This is a genomic window from Cytophagaceae bacterium ABcell3 (assembly GCA_030913385.1).
Classification (GTDB): Bacteria; Bacteroidota; Bacteroidia; order Cytophagales; family Cytophagaceae; genus ABcell3.
Genome location: CP133159.1, coordinates 5,021,358 through 5,037,847 on the forward strand (window position 1 = coordinate 5,021,358; position 16,490 = coordinate 5,037,847).

Here is a 16,490-nt window from a genome sequence, read left to right on the forward strand (position 1 = left end):
TTTTTGAAAAGTTTGTATATTGCCAATATGTTAATGAAAAGACATTTCTTATTTTATGCTTTGCTGTTATTAGTATTTGCATGCAACAAAGATGATGATGATCCTGAAGAGGAAGTCATAGCAAGACCATCTGAGTACAACAATTATATGCCTTTGACCATTGGCAATAGCTGGGAATACGAGGTAAACGAAGGGGGCTCTTCCCGGACTATACATTTACAGCTCAATGACTTTAAAGTCATTGACAATAAAGAAGTTTTCGCATGGGAAGATAAAGGAGGCTTTAGGACCTATAAGAATGATGTTATCTTCTGGTACCACAACAGTACCACCAACAAGTGGCACCCATTGGTCTTTTTCCGTACTGACGTAATGGGAAGTAGCAGATCTCAAGATATTCGGTGCAGCAACGGAACAGACAGAATAACTATTGATCAAGAAAGACTAAATTCTTTTTCCATTAATGAAAAGAACTTTTCTAATGTTATAAAGGTCACTCCCCAAACTTCTTGTGAAAGTTTCCCTTTAAAAGGCACCTACTATTTTGCACCGGGGATAGGGCTAATAAAACATGAAACAGAAGGAAAAGTAAAAGAAATAAGGAACTATAATATTAAAGACCCTGAATAATAATAGAAAAGCCGGTGATTAGCCGGCTTTCATTGTTTTTTATCTTTCAAATTGCACTTATAGTTCGTGCAAAAAGTCATTAACATCCAGCTCCATCTCAATTTGATGTACATAACGAAGGTCTACATTTCTTAGGTGTACAGGAACGCTCATCTCTGTGATCCACCTATTGTTGTTCAAATAAATATAAACACCCCTTTGCGTATCGTAGTACGTGTTATATTGAGGCATAAAAATATGCCATGATTTTGTTTTGACACCCTTGACAGGAACACCAAGCAATGAATTGTAATACTTGTGACATTTTACCTGAACAAGAGATTCCCTCATAACTTGCTTATTGCTATATCTAGGCTGCGCCTCAACATTTTCCAAGCACAAAATCATAATCAAAACATATATGATAAGTAAGGGCTTCATACCATATTATACGTCCACCCTTGCCCGTTTGTTACCTCTCGACAATATGCAATAGAGCTTTCTATCGCATACTTCAGGTTAAACGACAGCTAGAACTTTGTATTTTTTACCGTTAAAAACACCTGTTTCTCCGACCTTTAAACCCATAAGGACATTAGCCAAAGGAGCTGCGCCAGACAATGCAAAGTATGTCTCACCTTCCAAATCAACCTTACCTATACTAACAGAAAAGTAAAGGTTCCCTCCTGTCGTTATGGCAAGGCTTCCATGTGTCACTTTATCATAGGTCTTATTAGGGTCTAATTGATCAATAGCCTGAAAAGACGCTTTAGCATCTGATAGCTGTTTGGCCAATTTCTCCTGCTCCAAATGCATCATAGACCTGCTGGTATCGTACTTATCGCCAGCGGTGCTCCTTGTTTCCAGATTAGCGGCATCTTGAACGGCGTTTACCGATTTTTGAATATTATCCAACCGCTGCTGTGCCTGCTCCTTACACTTACTATGCAACTGTTTTTTAATTGCTAAATAATCCACTGGTACTATATTTAAAATCCGAAATATGCAAAAGAAAATGGATTGCTAAGAAACACTCCACAAACAGGGATAAAACTATGGTATTACCCATCAAGAAACAAACCCTCTTTACCAGCCATTGGTTAAACAAGACCAAATATATACATTCCAGTTATTAGGTCTATAACTCTTTTCGCTTATAGCTTAGCTAGGCACATGCTATTTCCATAAAAATGGAAGAATATATATCACATTTATTAACTTAACCTTTCGATAATCAACAACCAATGATTATAACCTGAACAGTAAAGAAAATCATATAATTCTAATATTTTAATCCAAGGCAATTGAACAACTTCCAAAAGCTCTCACCAGAAAGTCTAAACGAAGCCACAAGGCTTTTCATAAAAGTTTTTAACGATAGTCCATGGAGCGAATCTTGGAACGAAATATCGGCCTATGCAAAGTTGCACCAGCTTTACTCTACTCCGGGATTCTCTGGTTATGGAATGTATGACAAAGAACAGCTCATCGGTTTTTGTGCAGGATATAAAGAGATATGGGACCAAGGGCAAAACTTCTACCTACTGGAGTTTTGCATTAGCAACGGTTTACAAGGCAAAGGTCTAGGTTCTGAACTTCTTGCATTCCTTGAGCTTAAGTTAAAGGAAGAAGGTATCTGCAATATCTATTTGTTAACCATGCGTAATGGTGTGGCTGAGAAGTTTTATAAAAAAAACGGATACCAAGTAAATCAGCAAATTGTTTTAATGGACAAGAAGCTATGATATAAAAAAATGAGTCCGTACGATTTTTAATGTGCACTTAGACCTACTTCTTTTAAAATTCGCTGCCTTCCAATCCACCCCCTCCAAGGTTTTTTGAAACACTTGGAGGGGGTGTGGAGCTTACCGCTAGTTTTAGCTGTTAGTTTTGAGGATTATCTTTTACGTAATTTAGCCATGCCGATAAAAAATCGGCACTACAGGAATGTCGTTTTGCCGATAGGAAATCGGCTAAACATTCGCCTCATCCAATGATCGAACAATTCTTCTTTCAAAATTGTAATTAGCAGAAAAACAGAGTTTAGCCGTCATTGCGAGGCGCTAGATAGTGGTGGGGAAAGTTTTTGGTTTTGATTTTAAGACTTTAGTTTCTTATGAAAAAATGCCGCGGCAATCTGGTTGCGGTAAGCTGTGCAGGTTGATTCACAAAGTTAACTTATATGTGTCAGAGGCTGACCTGGTCTTATGGACGCTGACAGGTATTACGCTGCCGGGCTACTGATTATGGAATTACCCCTTCCGTCTACTCTTCGGCACTTACCATCATAGAACTTACCGTCAAGGATGTTACCAATTGACTTTTAAAATCAAGCTATAACCGTTAAGGAGCCCTTGGAGGGGTTGAAACAAGCAAAAGAAAACACTATACTTTCTGCTTCATTATATGTAAATTTGTTCTCGTATAAACATTCGAATCCTTGGAAAACGAACAAATTTCAGAATTTGGCAACGTCCTGCTGTTCATCATCGGCGGTTTCCTCTTCGTATTGATATCCATGGCCGTTTCCCGTATGCTGAGCCCTTCAAAGCCAGACCCGGAAAAACTACAGCCATACGAATGCGGCGAAGAAGCCATAGGCAACCCATGGGTACAGTTCAACACAAGATTTTACGTTATAGCACTAATATTCCTGCTTTTTGAGGTAGAAATAGTCTTTCTCTTTCCATGGTCAGTAGTCTTTGGTCAGAAAGAACTTATAGAAGGAACCGGCGGATTGTGGGGCTGGTTTGCCTTGGGAGAAGTCTTCATCTTTGCCCTCATACTTGCCCTCGGACTTGCCTATGCATGGGTAAAAGGACATCTCGACTGGATAATTCCACAGCCCGAAAAGAAAGAATACAAATCGCCTGTACCACGCAGACTGTACGACGAACTTAATGAAAGATATAAATAACATCACCGGCGAAAAAACCGGACAAGGCGGCATAGTCGTCACGCGGCTCGACGACCTCGTCAACTGGGCAAGGCTTTCCTCCCTGTGGCCTATGGGTTTTGGCATTGCCTGCTGCGCCATTGAAATGATGTCTGCCTACGCCTCAGGCTACGACCTTGATAGGTTTGGCATCTTTCCAAGAGGCTCACCGCGCCAGTCAGACGTCATGATAGTCGCCGGAACCGTCACCTTCAAAATGGCCGCACGTATACGCCGGCTTTACGATCAGATGCCCGAGCCAAGGTACGTCATTTCCATGGGCTCATGCTCCAACTGCGGTGGCCCCTACTGGGACCACGGATACCATGTGGTGAAAGGCGTAGACCGGATTATTCCGGTTGACATTTACGTACCCGGCTGTCCGCCACGACCGGAAGCACTTATCGGGGGCTTCCTGAAACTTCAAGAAAAAATCAGGCAGGAAAAATCTGTAAAAGCACCCGAAGCCCTGCAACGACTGCTGGCTAAAAAAGAAAAACAGAATTCGTAAACCTAAAACATCAGGGTTTTGACATTTCAGGAAATAAAAGAACTACTCATACAGGAATGTGGCGAAGACGCCATAACAGACGAAGTACAGGGCAAGCAGCCCCAACTGGTTATCCCGGCCTCAAAACTCCTTGAAGTCTGTCAAGTGCTCCATGCCCATGAAAACACCTACTTCGACTTCCTGTCCTGCATCACCGGCCTGGACAACGGACCGGAAAAAGGCACCATGGAAGTCATCTATCACCTGTATTCGGTGCCGTTCAACCACCACATGGTGCTGAAAGTCATCCTGCAGCGTAACAATACAGAGGAAGTCCCGATTCCTGCCGTGCCAAGCCTCTGCAACATCTGGAAAACGGCCAACTGGCACGAGCGCGAAACATGGGACCTGCTGGGCATCCGTTTTGAAGGCCACCCCGACCACCGCCGTATACTTCTTCCAGACGACTGGCAGGGATTTCCTCTGCGCAAGGACTATAAACTGCAGGATTATTATCAGGGAATCAAAACCGTTTACTGATTTATGCCTACCGACCAGATTCAATACATATATAAGGAAGAAAACTTCCGCAATTCGGAGCCCAACTACTTTAAGGAAGAAGACCTCAAAGAAGGTGAGATGATTATCAACATCGGCCCCCAGCACCCCTCCACACACGGCGTGCTGAGGCTCGAAGTCCTCACCGATGGCGAAATAGTAAAGGAAATCATTCCGCACATGGGCTACCTGCACCGCTGTTTCGAAAAACATGCCGAGAACCTGCCCTACAACCAGACCATCCCTTTCGTTGACCGGATGGACTACCTCGCGGCCATGAACTCCGAGCATATCTATTGTATGGGCGTGGAGCAGCTCATGGGCATGGAAGACAAAATCCCGCCAAGGATAGAATACATCCGCGTACTGGTGGCCGAACTAAACCGCATTGCTTCACACTTTGTGGCAGTCGGCACCTATGGCCTTGACATCGGTGCTTTCACCCCTTTCCTGTGGCTTATGCGCGACCGCGAGCACATCAACCGCATGCTTGAGTGGGTTTCCGGCGCCCGAATGCTCTACAACTACATCTGGGTAGGAGGCCTCTTCTACGACCTGCCGGTAGGCTTTGAGGAAAAATGTCAGGAATTTTCCAGCTACCTGAAGCCAAAACTACAGGAGCTGCAAAAAATCATTATCGAAAATAAAATCTTCATACAGCGTACCGCCAATGTAGGCGTGCTGCCCCTCGACCTTGCCCTGAACTATGGCATCTCCGGCCCCATGCTTCGTGGCTCCGGCCTCCGTTATGACCTGCGTCGGGTAGACGGTTATTCCGTATATCCCGAACTCGAATTTGACATACCCATAGGAAAAGGTGAAATGGGCACCACCGGCGACTGCTGGGACAGGGCATACGTCCGTGTCATGGAGTGTTACGAGTCCCTGCGCATCATAGACCAGTGCCTCGAAAAGCTCCTCGGCGAGCACAAGCGCACCCGCGACTTCAACCCTCAGGCACTTGTACCAAAAAAAATCCGCCCCAAAGCCATGGATTTATACGTCCGCGGCGAATCACCCAAAGGCGAGCTTGGCTTCTTCTTCCGCAGCACCGGCACCTACGACCTGCCATTCCGCTGCAAAGGCCGCAGCCCATGCTTTGTCAACCTTTCCGTCATTTCCGAAATTGCCAAAGGCACCATGATAGCCGACCTCGTGGCCATATTAGGTTCCATAGACATTGTAATGGGGGAAATAGACCGGTAGAAAATATTCAGGGCGTGCCCCCGGCCACACACAAACCAACCCACAAAGCCGGCCGGGGTCGGGCTCTACGCTATTACTCCTCGCCCTCCTGGCGTCGGGACTGCGGGGTAACCGCTCCGATCCCTCACGCAAAGCAACCGCAGGTGGGTATTAGCAGCCTTCACTTTAATCTTAATTCCTGAGCTTTCTCATCTATAAAGTCACCAAAACGCCTTATCTTGACGTTATAAGATGAATACCGAATACTATGAACTTTACCCAAACCCAAAAAACAACCCTAAAAACCGGCATTGCCCTGCTTTTAGTTGCACCCGTTATATTTCTTGTCACAGGCAACATAAACGAGGGCATCAACAGCTATGCTTTCATAGCTATGGCAACAGCTTTTTTTGCCTTTCACGGGTGGAGGGACTTATCTAAAACGCAGTTTTCAAAATATATAGTAGTTCTACTGATTATCACTAGCATTTCACTGGCGTTAAGAGTAGCAACTGACGACTTAACATTTATTCCGGTAATGGTATTTCTGGGAATCTATTCTATAAATTTCACCCTGCTAGAAATATTTTCAGGAAACAAAATCAAAACCTTAGGAGCGTTTCTCTTAGGGGTAAGCTTTCAAATTTTCAGTTATGTATTTTTGCCCGTCATTCACCTGCTTGCCCTCAAAACCTCCGGCGATGGAACAATTTCAAAACTAATTCCCGGACTTTTGTATGGGTTTATGCTCCTGACAGGAACCACTATTTACTTTCTTTATAGCAATCTGTTCAATACAAAACAGTTAAAAAACCTGCCCCTTGTGGAGGCACATTACAGTAAAAAAGAGTATATCTTCTCTTTTACTATTTTATACACACTTATATTATTGTCCTTGTATTCATTAAGTACAAACAACCCTAAGCCACTGAGCAACTATGCGACCTTAGCAGCCCTTCCCTTTTTCTACTTCATCACACTTTTACTTGCAGGTAGTTTAAGAGCGCGTTTCCGCCAACTAGGCAAACCAGCACACTGGCTCTACCTGATAAGCTTTATTCCGGTAATAAATTTCATACCCTTTTTAATCTTATGCCTGAACAAGACAGAGGAGCCATCAAAAATCTCAGCATTAGCGCATAAAAAATTCGGACTGATTTTCTTTTTTATTTTTGTAGCATTAAGCGCACTGAAAATAATACCTACATATTCTTCACTTCAAAAAGCCGATGTAAGCGATTACATGTTTACCGTGTTCATAATCCTCAATGTTATATTCCTGATTTCCCAATGCTGGGCCATGTTCTCCGCCCTCACATCCAAAAGAGGTTTATACCTGCTGATAGGCATGAACATAGTCTTTTACATCGTTTATTCATACCTCGGAGCCATCACCGCAGAAAAGGCACTAAATGAATTTGCCCGTGTTCTAATAGGATATACATTTATCTGCTGCGCGTTTTTCTCCTACCAAACCCAAACAGTACCCCCGAAAGAAAAAGCATTGGCTTAAGAAGCATGAACTCAAACATAATAATAACAACAGTAAACCATACCTATTTCAGACAAAAAAACTTTCCTTATAAAGAGTTTCTTACTATCTTAATTACTTGAGATAGCCTTAACAATTTGCACCCAAACAAGTATTTTTTGATATGAAAATCTTTACTGCTGCACAGACTAGAGAGCTTGACGCCCATACTATAGAAAATGAGCCTATCCTTTCCATTAACTTGATGGAAAGAGCTGCAACCACCGTTACCGATTGGCTCGTCAAAAACTTTCAACGAGAAAAAAAATTCACCATCTTCTGCGGCCCCGGCAACAATGGCGGCGATGGACTGGCAGTAGCCAGGCAACTGCTAAGTTATTCTTATAAGGTAGAGGTTTACATAGTGCATACCGGTAAAACTTCTGATGACTTCAAGGCTAATGAAGAAAGGTTAAAACGGTTTCTATCCATTAATCACATTACAGCCCCGGAAAACATACCGGACATCCCAGAGGAAAATCTTATTATAGATGCCCTTTTTGGGTCAGGACTGAACAAGCCAGCTCAAGGTATATTTGCAGAAGTAATACAAAAAATCAACAACTCAGGTGCAGAAACCATTAGTATCGACATTGCATCCGGCTTATTTGCCGATGAACATACACCAGAAGACGCTGTTGTCGTCCAGCCGACACATACACTGACCTTTCAGATGCCCAAACTGGCTTTTTTAATGTCAGAAAACGAAGCATATACAGGTTCTTTTCACATTTTGGATATCGGACTGGACAAAAACTTTATAGAACAGAAAGACACACCGCACTATTTTACGGATAAACAGCACATCACTAAGATAGTAAAAGCCAGAAATAAGTTTTCCCACAAAAATACATTCGGCAAAGTCCTCATTGTAGCTGGCAGTCATGGCATGATGGGCGCGGCTTTGCTTACTTCCAAAGCATGCTTGAGAACAGGCTGCGGAGTATTAAAAGCATACGTTCCAGAATGCGGCTACACCATATTCCAGACCGCCCTTCCTGAAGCCATGGTCATGACTGACCCTGATTATAAAAAGTTGACCCAAACACCAGAACTGGAAGGTTACCACGCCATAGGCATAGGTCCGGGAGTGCAGGAAGATGAAGATGGGAAAAAAGTTCTTGAAGAAATATTTAAAACGGCAGAATGCCCCTTGGTTCTTGACGCTGGTGCATTAAACCTAATGGCAAAACACAAAGAGTTTCTGGAAATACTACCTGCCGGTTCCGTACTAACGCCCCATCCCGGGGAGTTTTCGAGGTTAGCAGACAAAGCAGAAAACGACTTCCACCGCCTGCAGATGTTGAAGGATTTTGCAGCCAAAACGAAAAGTGTAGTGTTGCTAAAAGGAGCCTACACAGCCATAGCCACTCCTGAAGGAAAAGTCCACTTCAACTCAACCGGTAACCCAGGCATGGCCACCCCAGGCACAGGAGATGCTTTGACAGGCATCATCACCTCATTATTGGCACAAGGCTACTCATCAGAAGAAGCCGCCATAGCAGGAGCATATATCCACGGCCACGCAGGAGACACCGCAGCCCAAATGCTCAGCCAGACCTCCATGCTCGCAGGAGATTTAATTGAGGGAATTAGTGACTTTTTTAAGGATTATGAGAGATAAAGTGAGGTTTGTGTCTGGTGACAAGCAAAATAGTTTGATGTAAAAAGGTCTTACCATGAGGCGGCGTTTAAGAATTCACCTTTCATGAAAATTCAGAAAATATTAGCTCTTTCTTTTCTTTATCCGTTGACACACTAAACAACTTTTGAGTCTTAATGGCCTCGACTACTAATTTCAGCAGCTTTGCTTTTGCTTCATTCGTAATATTTGAAGCTCCATCTGCCCCTGTTTTGGGATGCAAAAATAGGAGATATAAATCGTCCTTACACAAAACAACGAAAAAATATATACGATAACCGCCTTTTCTTAATGAAAGGAGTTTTATCGCCATTATTAAGCCTGGTACCTGATAATAGCTGGTTTGAGCGTTTATTGAAAAAATACTCAATTATTACTTTTTCAATATCTGCATAATGCTTTTTTGATTTCAGTCTGTCAAACTGAACCTTAAACTCTTCAATACAAAAAATTTTCACTAAAAATAGATTTGTTCTTTAGTCAAAAAGACTTTCAAGTTCATCATTCAAGTCTTTTAAACTTTTTATCATAAGGAAGCTCAAAAAATACACACTCTAAATCCTTATACGATTCACTAAAGAGATCTATTGATTCTTTAAACTTTCTTATTTCTTCTTTTGCAATCCCCTTTTACCAAGAGTATTATTTAATAAAATATAAGTTTTAATCACAGAAGACCTTAAGTCTTTAGATGAAGCTACTAACTCATTTAAAAGTCTTAATTCACCTTCAGATGGATTAGTGAACCAGATCAGCTCATCATACTCTTTAGAAAGATTATTTAACTTATCAGCCTTATGTGAAAGAACTTTCTTAAGTTCTAATATTTTATCCAGGAAATAGTCAACCTGTACTTGAGAAAAAATATTTCTTTTTTCTTCAAATGAACTGTTTTTTACCTTATCAACTACAACTTGTAGTTTTTCTTTTTGTAAAACATTTATTGCCATAGACCTATTATACGTTTTTTTGTATAATAATATTACTTATTAAACTACACAATTGATTCCAATTATGCCAATAATTAACATTAAAATTTCCTCACACATCCAGCCTCGACCTGAAACCCTTCCGTTCCCGCGCAAAAACTACCAGCAGGTATATCAGAATAAGAAAAAACCTGAATCCGTAATCAAACAAAGGATCTGGCAGATGGAGCTCTATGGAAATTATTACCAGAGCCACTGCTAATAAAATATAAAGAGGATTCTATTGAGGAATAAATGATTTGTTTTAAAAAACTTTAGGAAATAGATAGTCTTCTAAAAAGATTTTAAACAAGTTCAAGGCATCCTATGCTTTCCCATTCTTTCAAATTTAAGAAGTCATATATAATGCTCTTGTTTTTGATTAACAGATCAGCTAAAAATTTTGTCGAAGTATTACCTGACCTCAGCCATATAATTTTGGGAGGATGCCCTTTCAATACGGTTAAGTCATAGAAATCCGCATCAAATGAAACTATAGCATATTGATTATCTTTAGCATATTTCCAAATCTGAATATCGGATTTATTGTCTAAACCTAATAATCGCACCTGATTTGCCTCCGGAAACTCTACTTTTATTTTATTTAAAATCCTAAAAGAAATATTTTGGTCAAAAAGTAACCTCATGAGGCAATTTTCAATTTATGTTCTCTGTCTGCGGCATAAGCCAGGCATGCTTTCACATCTTCATCTGTGAGTTCAGGAAAATCCTCCAGAATTTCAGATATGCCCATTCCAGAGGCCAGCCATCCCAGAACGTCGTAAACAGTAATTCTGAGCCCTCTTATACAAGGTTTCCCAAAACGTTTATTAGGGTCTATGGTAATTATTTCAGTGTAGTGTTTCATTAGCTTAAAGTTCTCTATACTAATTTAACGAAAAAAATTAAAAAAGTTTCCGACTCACACATCCAACCTCGTCCTGAAATCCTTCCGTTCTCGCGCAAAAACAATTAGCAGGTATATCAGAATAAGAAAAAACCTGAATCCGTAATCAAACAAAGGATCTGGCAGATGAACTTCAAGAGATATAAACCTATAACAGACATTTACAACCACTAGGCTTCACTGCTTGTAACACCTCTACTCTATCAGGATAAACTGCAACTAGAATGCTAAGACCTTCAGGAGGACATTTAATTTTCTTCTTTTTTGCTTACTAGTGAAACTTTACCTGCTTCATAATCTTCAATCTCAACATGCCAGGAATAAAAACCTTTTTCCAAAGCATCTTGTCCAACATAATCAATTGGCTGAAGCACAAACTCTTTATCTCCAATAGAGAACTGAATATAACCATAAGAATAAGCAGTCGAATAAGCCCTATAGCAAGTCTTCTCATCCTTTTTCAGGTTGCCATGATTCTTTTTCTCATTATATGGATTAACCACAAGATTACATATATCATGACCAGTGTTGTTAACTACCCTGATATTAACCTTATCGGCATTCTCTCTACATTCTGAAACCTCATGCTCCTTGCATTCCTTTACTTCATCTTCTTTCTGGCAGGCAGAAAAAACAGCTAATAAACTAAACAATAATAATGTTAAAAACCTACTTGTACACTTCATACTCCTCTTCGTTTATTTTGATTAAAGTTTCAATTACAAGACTGCAATATAAGACAAAAACCAAAGAAACTATTAAACATATCATTTTTACACATATTGCATTTGATGCTCTTTACTACTCAAAAACAATGTTTTACTTACTAAAAAATGAGAGGTCTTGTCTAGATGCTAAGGCCATAAGTATTTACAGCACTGAAAAATACCAGTTCCTCAAAAAACTACAATAACGGACAGGTTCAAACATACTATTAATTCATTGCACAAATAGCACATCCCATACATATAATACTCACTACATATTTTTCGAAAAAAATTGCCGTTATACCTCAAAAAAGGATCCATTACCGCCAAAATCGTAGTTAAAATTGATTAAACTAACCCTCAATATTACATAAACCACATCAATAAAAGTGTTTTTTATAATTTTGCTCAGATTTCTTACTAAACTTTAAAGAAAATGAAAACGAAATTTTATCTGATCTGCCTATTTATTTTGGCTGGTTTTTCAAACAATGTTTATTCCCAAGTATCCTTTTCACATTCACTTGGAGCGTCATACTTTGCTGGAGGACATGCCGCTGCCCCTGCGATTACTTATTCGCCAAGACTTAACGTAGTAGAAATGAGCGATGATATGACCGTGTCAGTAGGAACTCATTTAAGTTTAGGTTTAACCATAGGAGAACAAGGCAACTCCTTTGCCCTTGATGCACCAGCTGTGGCGGAATTCAACTTCGGGCATGCTGCAACAAGAAACTCTGATGCTGCATTTGGAGGGTTTGTGGGAGCTGGCTATGGTATCAGCCGAATTGGTTCACAAGGTGCTTTTGGTGCCGATTTTAACGAAGCAGCTGGTCCTGTACTCAACGGCGGTATTAGAGCGCTAATAAACGATATTCCTCTAACCCTAAGAGTTTCATATATGATCAACACCCTTGATGATGCCAGCGATGTATTTGGCGTAGGACTTTTCTTTAATTTCGGCGACTTCTAATATCAAATCTGTTTTCTAAGGGTATTTATACATCCCACTGAAATAGCTATATAACCATAGTAAAAAAGGCCATGTAACAACCATGGCCTTTTTCATAGCCCCTGACGAAAGATTTCATAATGAGGAGCAAAACCAATGCTTTTATAAACAGCAATACGGGTGATTTAATTGAAGGAATAAGTGGAATTATAGAGACTTTCAGAAGTAGCAATTATTTCAGACAATAAATCCGATAGCAGATTTGGAGATATGCTACGGAAAACCTCATCTGGTTTGCCTTAAGAAAGTCAGCTTTTAATTTATTCCATAAAGAAAAATAATAAGGAAGGTTGACATCAATTAAAAAATTAGCCATCAGGCGACGGATTTGACTATAAAACTATTATTCATCATCTTTGAGGCGAAGTCAAGACATGCCTTAATATCTTCTTCCTCCAAATTCGGATACTGTGCTAAAATTTCTTTAGGAGTATCCCCCGCTGCTAAAAACTCAAGAATAGTCTGAACGGTCACTCTTTTACCCCTTATTGTAGGCTTTCCGTTACAAATGTTAGGGTCAATTGTAATTCTTGTTGAAAAGTTGCTCATAGATTTCATGGTCTTTACATTATCAACGTAAACTTTAAACAGTTAGTTTTTTTCTTAAAAATTGCATAAACCTAATTTAACAAAAATATTCACAACTCACACATCCAGCCTCGTCCTAAAATCTTTCCGTTCCCGCGCAAAAACAATTAGCAGGTATATCAGAATAAGAAAAAACCTGAATCCGTAATCAAATAAAGGGTCTGGCAGATGGAGCTCTATGGAAATTATTACCAGAGCTACTGCTAATAGAATATAAAAAGCTGCCGATTTCAGGTTGTAAGGAACAGGGAAATAACGGTTGCCAAGCATATAGCTTCCTGCTGCCATTAAAAAATAGCAAATAAAAGTAGCCACTGCGCTCCCCATGTAACCAATCACAGGAATCAACAGGAAGTTTGCCAGAATGGTGACTCCTGCACCAAAGAAACTGAGGAACGTACCCATAAACGTCCGGTCGGTAAGTTTGAACCAGACACTGAGGTTGTAATAAACCCCCAAAAAAAGATTTGCCAGCAACAATACCGGAACGATCATAAGTCCCTGGCGGTATGACTCGTCTCTTAAAAGCAAGCCGAACAAGTCCAGATTAACACTTACGCCCAGAAAAATAATTGTACAAACGATGATAAAGTATTTCATCACTTTGGCAAAAAGCGCAGGTGCGTTTTTATTTTGTGCTTGAGAAAAGAAAAAAGGGTCACCAGCATAACGAAATGCCTGAATGGCCAAAGTCATAAACATGCTCAGTTTATAGCAGGCACCATACACCCCCACGGCCTCCTGACTGGTAAGGCCTGCATAAAAATCATCGGGAAGCATAAACTTCAGCATGATCCTGTCCACAACTTCATTCACCATACCCGCAAGTCCCATAAACATGAGTGGGTAAGCATAAATAAACATGGGCCTAATGGCTTCCAAGTTAAATGAAAACCGAAAACCTTTAAATGAAGGTGCATGGAAGGGAAACTGTAGCGCATTGGCTATAAGGTTTGAGAGCAGGATATACCCCACCTCATAACCAGGTACGTAAATCATTTCCACATAAAGCTGAAGGTCGGGCAACATTTTCCCCAAATAAATTTGCCGGCAAAAGACCAAAAAGAAAATGTTGAGAGAAATGGTAGTTATAATACTAAAGAGCTTAACGAACGCAAACCTACCAGCCCTGTTCTGTAGCCGCAACCGGGCAAATGGAATGGCTAAAATGGTGTCGGTAAACAGGATTAAACCTAACCAAATCAAATAATCGTAATGCTGGGGATACTGCAAGAAAGATGCAATGGGTTGTGAAAAAAGGATTATCAGTCCCGAAAAAACTACACTTGTAAGCAGAACAAAACTTTGTGTATAATTATAAGAAGTTTGCTCTTTGGAAGTATCTTTTGTGGAATACCGGAAATAGGTGGTTTCCATCCCAAACAAAAAGACAATATTTAAAAAAGCTACATAAGCGTACAGTTCCGTATAAATACCAAAGTCAGCCAAGGGAAGGACAGATGTATAGAAAGGTACCAGCAGAAAGTTTAATACCCTACCGACAATGCTACTAAGCCCATACAATGCAGTTTGTCCTGCAAGCTTCTTTATTTTTGACAAATCAAAAGCTATTTAAAAAAGAACCGGAAACCAGTATATACTGATTTCCGGTGTATAATTATAAAAAAGTTTTACTCTCCTTTAAATTCAGGCTGCCTTTTTTCAAGAAAAGCAGTTACGCCTTCCCTAAAGTCATCGGTTTTGCAACAAATACCAAAAGAGTTGGCTTCTGTTTGAAAACCATTTTCGCTTGGGTCATAAGCAGCGTTAACACACTCCAACACCTGAGCGATAGCCAAGGGAGCATTCGCAAGAATTTTTTCCAATAACTCTTCGCACTTGGCCATCAAGTCTTCATTGGTCGTTACATAATTGACCAAGCCGATGTTTTTTGCTTCCTCTGCCACCACCATTTCTCCCGTCATCATGAGTTCTATGGCTTTTCCTTTGCCTACCAGTTGGGTTAAGCGCTGTGTACCGCCATAACCAGGGATAATACCCAAAGAAACCTCAGGCAAACCAAAGCGGGCGTTGTAATTAGCTACCCGGAGATGACAAGCCATAGCAAGTTCACAGCCACCACCTAAGGCAAAGCCATTAACAGCAGCAATTACAGGCTTCGTACAAGTCTCTATCAACTTGAAAACCTCCTGTCCATTTTCTGAAAACTTCCGGGCAGTAAGTTCATTAACCTCCGAAATTTCTTTAATATCAGCACCTGCCACAAAAGCTTTTTCGCCAGCCCCGGTAATGATAACAGCTTTTACATCTGTATTATCAATGATTCCTGCAAACACATCCCTTAGTTCTTCTAAAGTAGCAGTATTCAGTGCATTCAATTTGTCGGCCCTGTTGATAGTAATTTTCAAAATTCCATCTTGAAGCTCTGTAAGCAGGTTTATATATGCTGCCATAAAAAATTTATTATTTAAGCGTTTCTTTCACAAATATACAAGCCTTTATTATTTATTTCTGACTTGCCTTGAAAAGCTTTTCCTTTTCTTCCCTAGTCAGGCTTTCATAACCTGAAACAGATATTTTGTCCAGAATGGCATCTATTTCTTTTTCATCTGGAACCACTTTGACATTGGCCTTAGGATTTTTATTTTTATAAGACACTTTTAGGTGCCGGTTCCTTCCGAGTTTCTGGAAAAATGCAGCCATTGCACTAATCGGTTTACCAATATCCCTGCCTTTCTTTAATTGCTTAATATAAACAAATCCAAGTAAAGCACCGCCCAAGTGAGCAAGATTCCCACCTGAATTGTCCCCTACAGATCCTAAAAACGAGATAAAGACAAAGAAAGCCGCTATGTAAACAATTTTAACCGGCCCAAGAAATATCATATAAAAGCGATAATCAGGCGCAAGTGTCGCAGCGGCAACCACCACCGCATAAACGCTGCCTGAAGCACCTATCAATATAGCCGGTTGGTTGCTCAATGCTGGAATAAAGTTATAAGCCATCAAAAAAACAACACCTGCCACCAAACCTCCGATAATATAAATATTAACAAATCGCCTGTGCCCTAAGTATTCCATTATCAGCCTTCCAAACCAATATAATGCCAACATATTAAACAATATATGAAAGATGTTATTTATGGAGTGGCTAAAGAAATAAGTAACGATAGTCCAAGGCCTGGTCAAAAATTCTGCAGGAGCCGAAGGGAGGTGCATGTTCTTATAATAAATAAAATCAAAGACACGTGAATCTCCTAAAAGTTTGGAAAAAACATAGATAATAGCAGTAAGTACAAAAATTCCGACATTGAGAATGATAATTTGTATCAGTCCGTTGTCCTGCTTTTTAAAGCTATATTTAAATTCATTTAGTAAGCTGTTCATAATCCCTACT

The 16,490-nt window shown here is 40.3% G+C and carries 20 protein-coding genes; 9 read left to right on the forward strand and 11 right to left on the reverse strand.

The features are described from left to right. Positions 1 to 3: 3 nt before the first annotated feature. Entirely contained in the window at positions 4 to 630 is a 627-nt protein-coding gene (locus RCC89_20645; GenBank protein WMJ75548.1) for a hypothetical protein, read from the forward strand. Positions 631 to 687: 57 nt separating this feature from the next. Here the strand turns inward: RCC89_20645 and RCC89_20650 are convergent, their stop codons facing one another. Then, the gene (locus tag RCC89_20650; GenBank protein WMJ75549.1) at positions 688 to 1,050 is read right to left on the reverse strand and encodes a hypothetical protein; all 363 of its coding nucleotides are present in this window, start codon (positions 1,048 to 1,050) and stop codon (positions 688 to 690) included. Between the two features lie 78 nt (positions 1,051 to 1,128). Then, entirely contained in the window at positions 1,129 to 1,587 is a 459-nt protein-coding gene (locus RCC89_20655; GenBank protein WMJ75550.1) for a 3-oxoacyl-ACP synthase, read from the reverse strand. Positions 1,588 to 1,913: 326 nt separating this feature from the next. Between RCC89_20655 and RCC89_20660 the strand changes: the two genes are divergently transcribed. From RCC89_20660 to RCC89_20690, 7 genes are all read left to right on the forward strand, one after another. Continuing rightward, positions 1,914 to 2,354: a GNAT family N-acetyltransferase gene (locus tag RCC89_20660; GenBank protein WMJ75551.1), complete on the forward strand. Its 441-nt coding sequence runs from the start codon at positions 1,914 to 1,916 to the stop codon at positions 2,352 to 2,354. 695 nt (positions 2,355 to 3,049) lie between these two features. Further along, entirely contained in the window at positions 3,050 to 3,526 is a 477-nt protein-coding gene (locus RCC89_20665; GenBank protein WMJ75552.1) for an NADH-quinone oxidoreductase subunit A, read from the forward strand. After that, positions 3,510 to 4,055 carry an NADH-quinone oxidoreductase subunit NuoB gene (nuoB, locus tag RCC89_20670; GenBank protein ID WMJ75553.1) on the forward strand — a complete coding sequence of 182 codons (546 nt, stop codon included), beginning with the start codon at positions 3,510 to 3,512 and terminating at the stop codon, positions 4,053 to 4,055. The genes RCC89_20665 and nuoB overlap by 17 nt, the downstream gene beginning before the upstream one ends. 18 nt (positions 4,056 to 4,073) lie before the next feature. Continuing rightward, entirely contained in the window at positions 4,074 to 4,574 is a 501-nt protein-coding gene (locus RCC89_20675) for an NADH-quinone oxidoreductase subunit C (GenBank protein WMJ75554.1), read from the forward strand. Between the two features lie 3 nt (positions 4,575 to 4,577). Continuing rightward, positions 4,578 to 5,798 (forward strand): NADH-quinone oxidoreductase subunit D, encoded by a 1,221-nt coding sequence (locus tag RCC89_20680; protein WMJ75555.1) that lies wholly within the window; start codon positions 4,578 to 4,580, stop codon positions 5,796 to 5,798. A 247-nt stretch (positions 5,799 to 6,045) separates the two neighbouring features. Next, positions 6,046 to 7,290: a hypothetical protein gene (locus tag RCC89_20685; protein ID WMJ75556.1), complete on the forward strand. Its 1,245-nt coding sequence runs from the start codon at positions 6,046 to 6,048 to the stop codon at positions 7,288 to 7,290. Positions 7,291 to 7,432: 142 nt separating this feature from the next. Further along, a complete protein-coding gene (locus RCC89_20690) occupies positions 7,433 to 8,932 on the forward strand; it encodes an NAD(P)H-hydrate dehydratase (protein WMJ75557.1) in 1,500 nt (499 codons plus the stop codon). An 82-nt stretch (positions 8,933 to 9,014) separates the two neighbouring features. Here the strand turns inward: RCC89_20690 and RCC89_20695 are convergent, their stop codons facing one another. The 5 genes from RCC89_20695 to RCC89_20715 form a co-directional block, all read right to left on the reverse strand. Next, entirely contained in the window at positions 9,015 to 9,320 is a 306-nt protein-coding gene (locus tag RCC89_20695) for a hypothetical protein (protein WMJ75558.1), read from the reverse strand. A gap of 235 nt (positions 9,321 to 9,555) precedes the next feature. Beyond that, positions 9,556 to 9,900 (reverse strand): hypothetical protein, encoded by a 345-nt coding sequence (locus RCC89_20700; protein ID WMJ75559.1) that lies wholly within the window; start codon positions 9,898 to 9,900, stop codon positions 9,556 to 9,558. A gap of 323 nt (positions 9,901 to 10,223) precedes the next feature. Then, the gene (locus tag RCC89_20705; GenBank protein WMJ75560.1) at positions 10,224 to 10,565 is read right to left on the reverse strand and encodes a DUF5615 family PIN-like protein; all 342 of its coding nucleotides are present in this window, start codon (positions 10,563 to 10,565) and stop codon (positions 10,224 to 10,226) included. After that, positions 10,562 to 10,786: a DUF433 domain-containing protein gene (locus tag RCC89_20710; protein ID WMJ75561.1), complete on the reverse strand. Its 225-nt coding sequence runs from the start codon at positions 10,784 to 10,786 to the stop codon at positions 10,562 to 10,564. Before RCC89_20710 ends, RCC89_20705 begins: the two co-directional genes overlap by 4 nt. A 287-nt stretch (positions 10,787 to 11,073) precedes the next feature. Continuing rightward, positions 11,074 to 11,511 (reverse strand): hypothetical protein, encoded by a 438-nt coding sequence (locus RCC89_20715; protein ID WMJ75562.1) that lies wholly within the window; start codon positions 11,509 to 11,511, stop codon positions 11,074 to 11,076. Between the two features lie 457 nt (positions 11,512 to 11,968). On the opposite strand from RCC89_20715, the gene RCC89_20720 reads away from it, so the two are divergent. Next, a complete protein-coding gene (locus RCC89_20720; GenBank protein ID WMJ75563.1) occupies positions 11,969 to 12,505 on the forward strand; it encodes a hypothetical protein in 537 nt (178 codons plus the stop codon). A gap of 354 nt (positions 12,506 to 12,859) precedes the next feature. On the opposite strand, the gene RCC89_20725 is transcribed toward RCC89_20720, so the two are convergent. From RCC89_20725 to RCC89_20740, 4 genes are all read right to left on the reverse strand, one after another. Then, positions 12,860 to 13,093: a DUF433 domain-containing protein gene (locus RCC89_20725; GenBank protein ID WMJ75564.1), complete on the reverse strand. Its 234-nt coding sequence runs from the start codon at positions 13,091 to 13,093 to the stop codon at positions 12,860 to 12,862. 96 nt (positions 13,094 to 13,189) lie between these two features. Further along, positions 13,190 to 14,692, reverse strand: a complete 1,503-nt coding sequence (locus RCC89_20730) for an oligosaccharide flippase family protein (protein WMJ75565.1) — start codon at positions 14,690 to 14,692, stop codon at positions 13,190 to 13,192. Positions 14,693 to 14,763: 71 nt separating this feature from the next. Continuing rightward, a complete protein-coding gene (locus RCC89_20735; protein WMJ75566.1) occupies positions 14,764 to 15,546 on the reverse strand; it encodes an enoyl-CoA hydratase-related protein in 783 nt (260 codons plus the stop codon). Positions 15,547 to 15,598: 52 nt separating this feature from the next. Beyond that, on the reverse strand, positions 15,599 to 16,480 hold the full coding sequence (locus RCC89_20740; protein ID WMJ75567.1) for a rhomboid family intramembrane serine protease: 882 nt from the start codon (positions 16,478 to 16,480) through the stop codon (positions 15,599 to 15,601). Positions 16,481 to 16,490 lie beyond the last annotated feature (10 nt).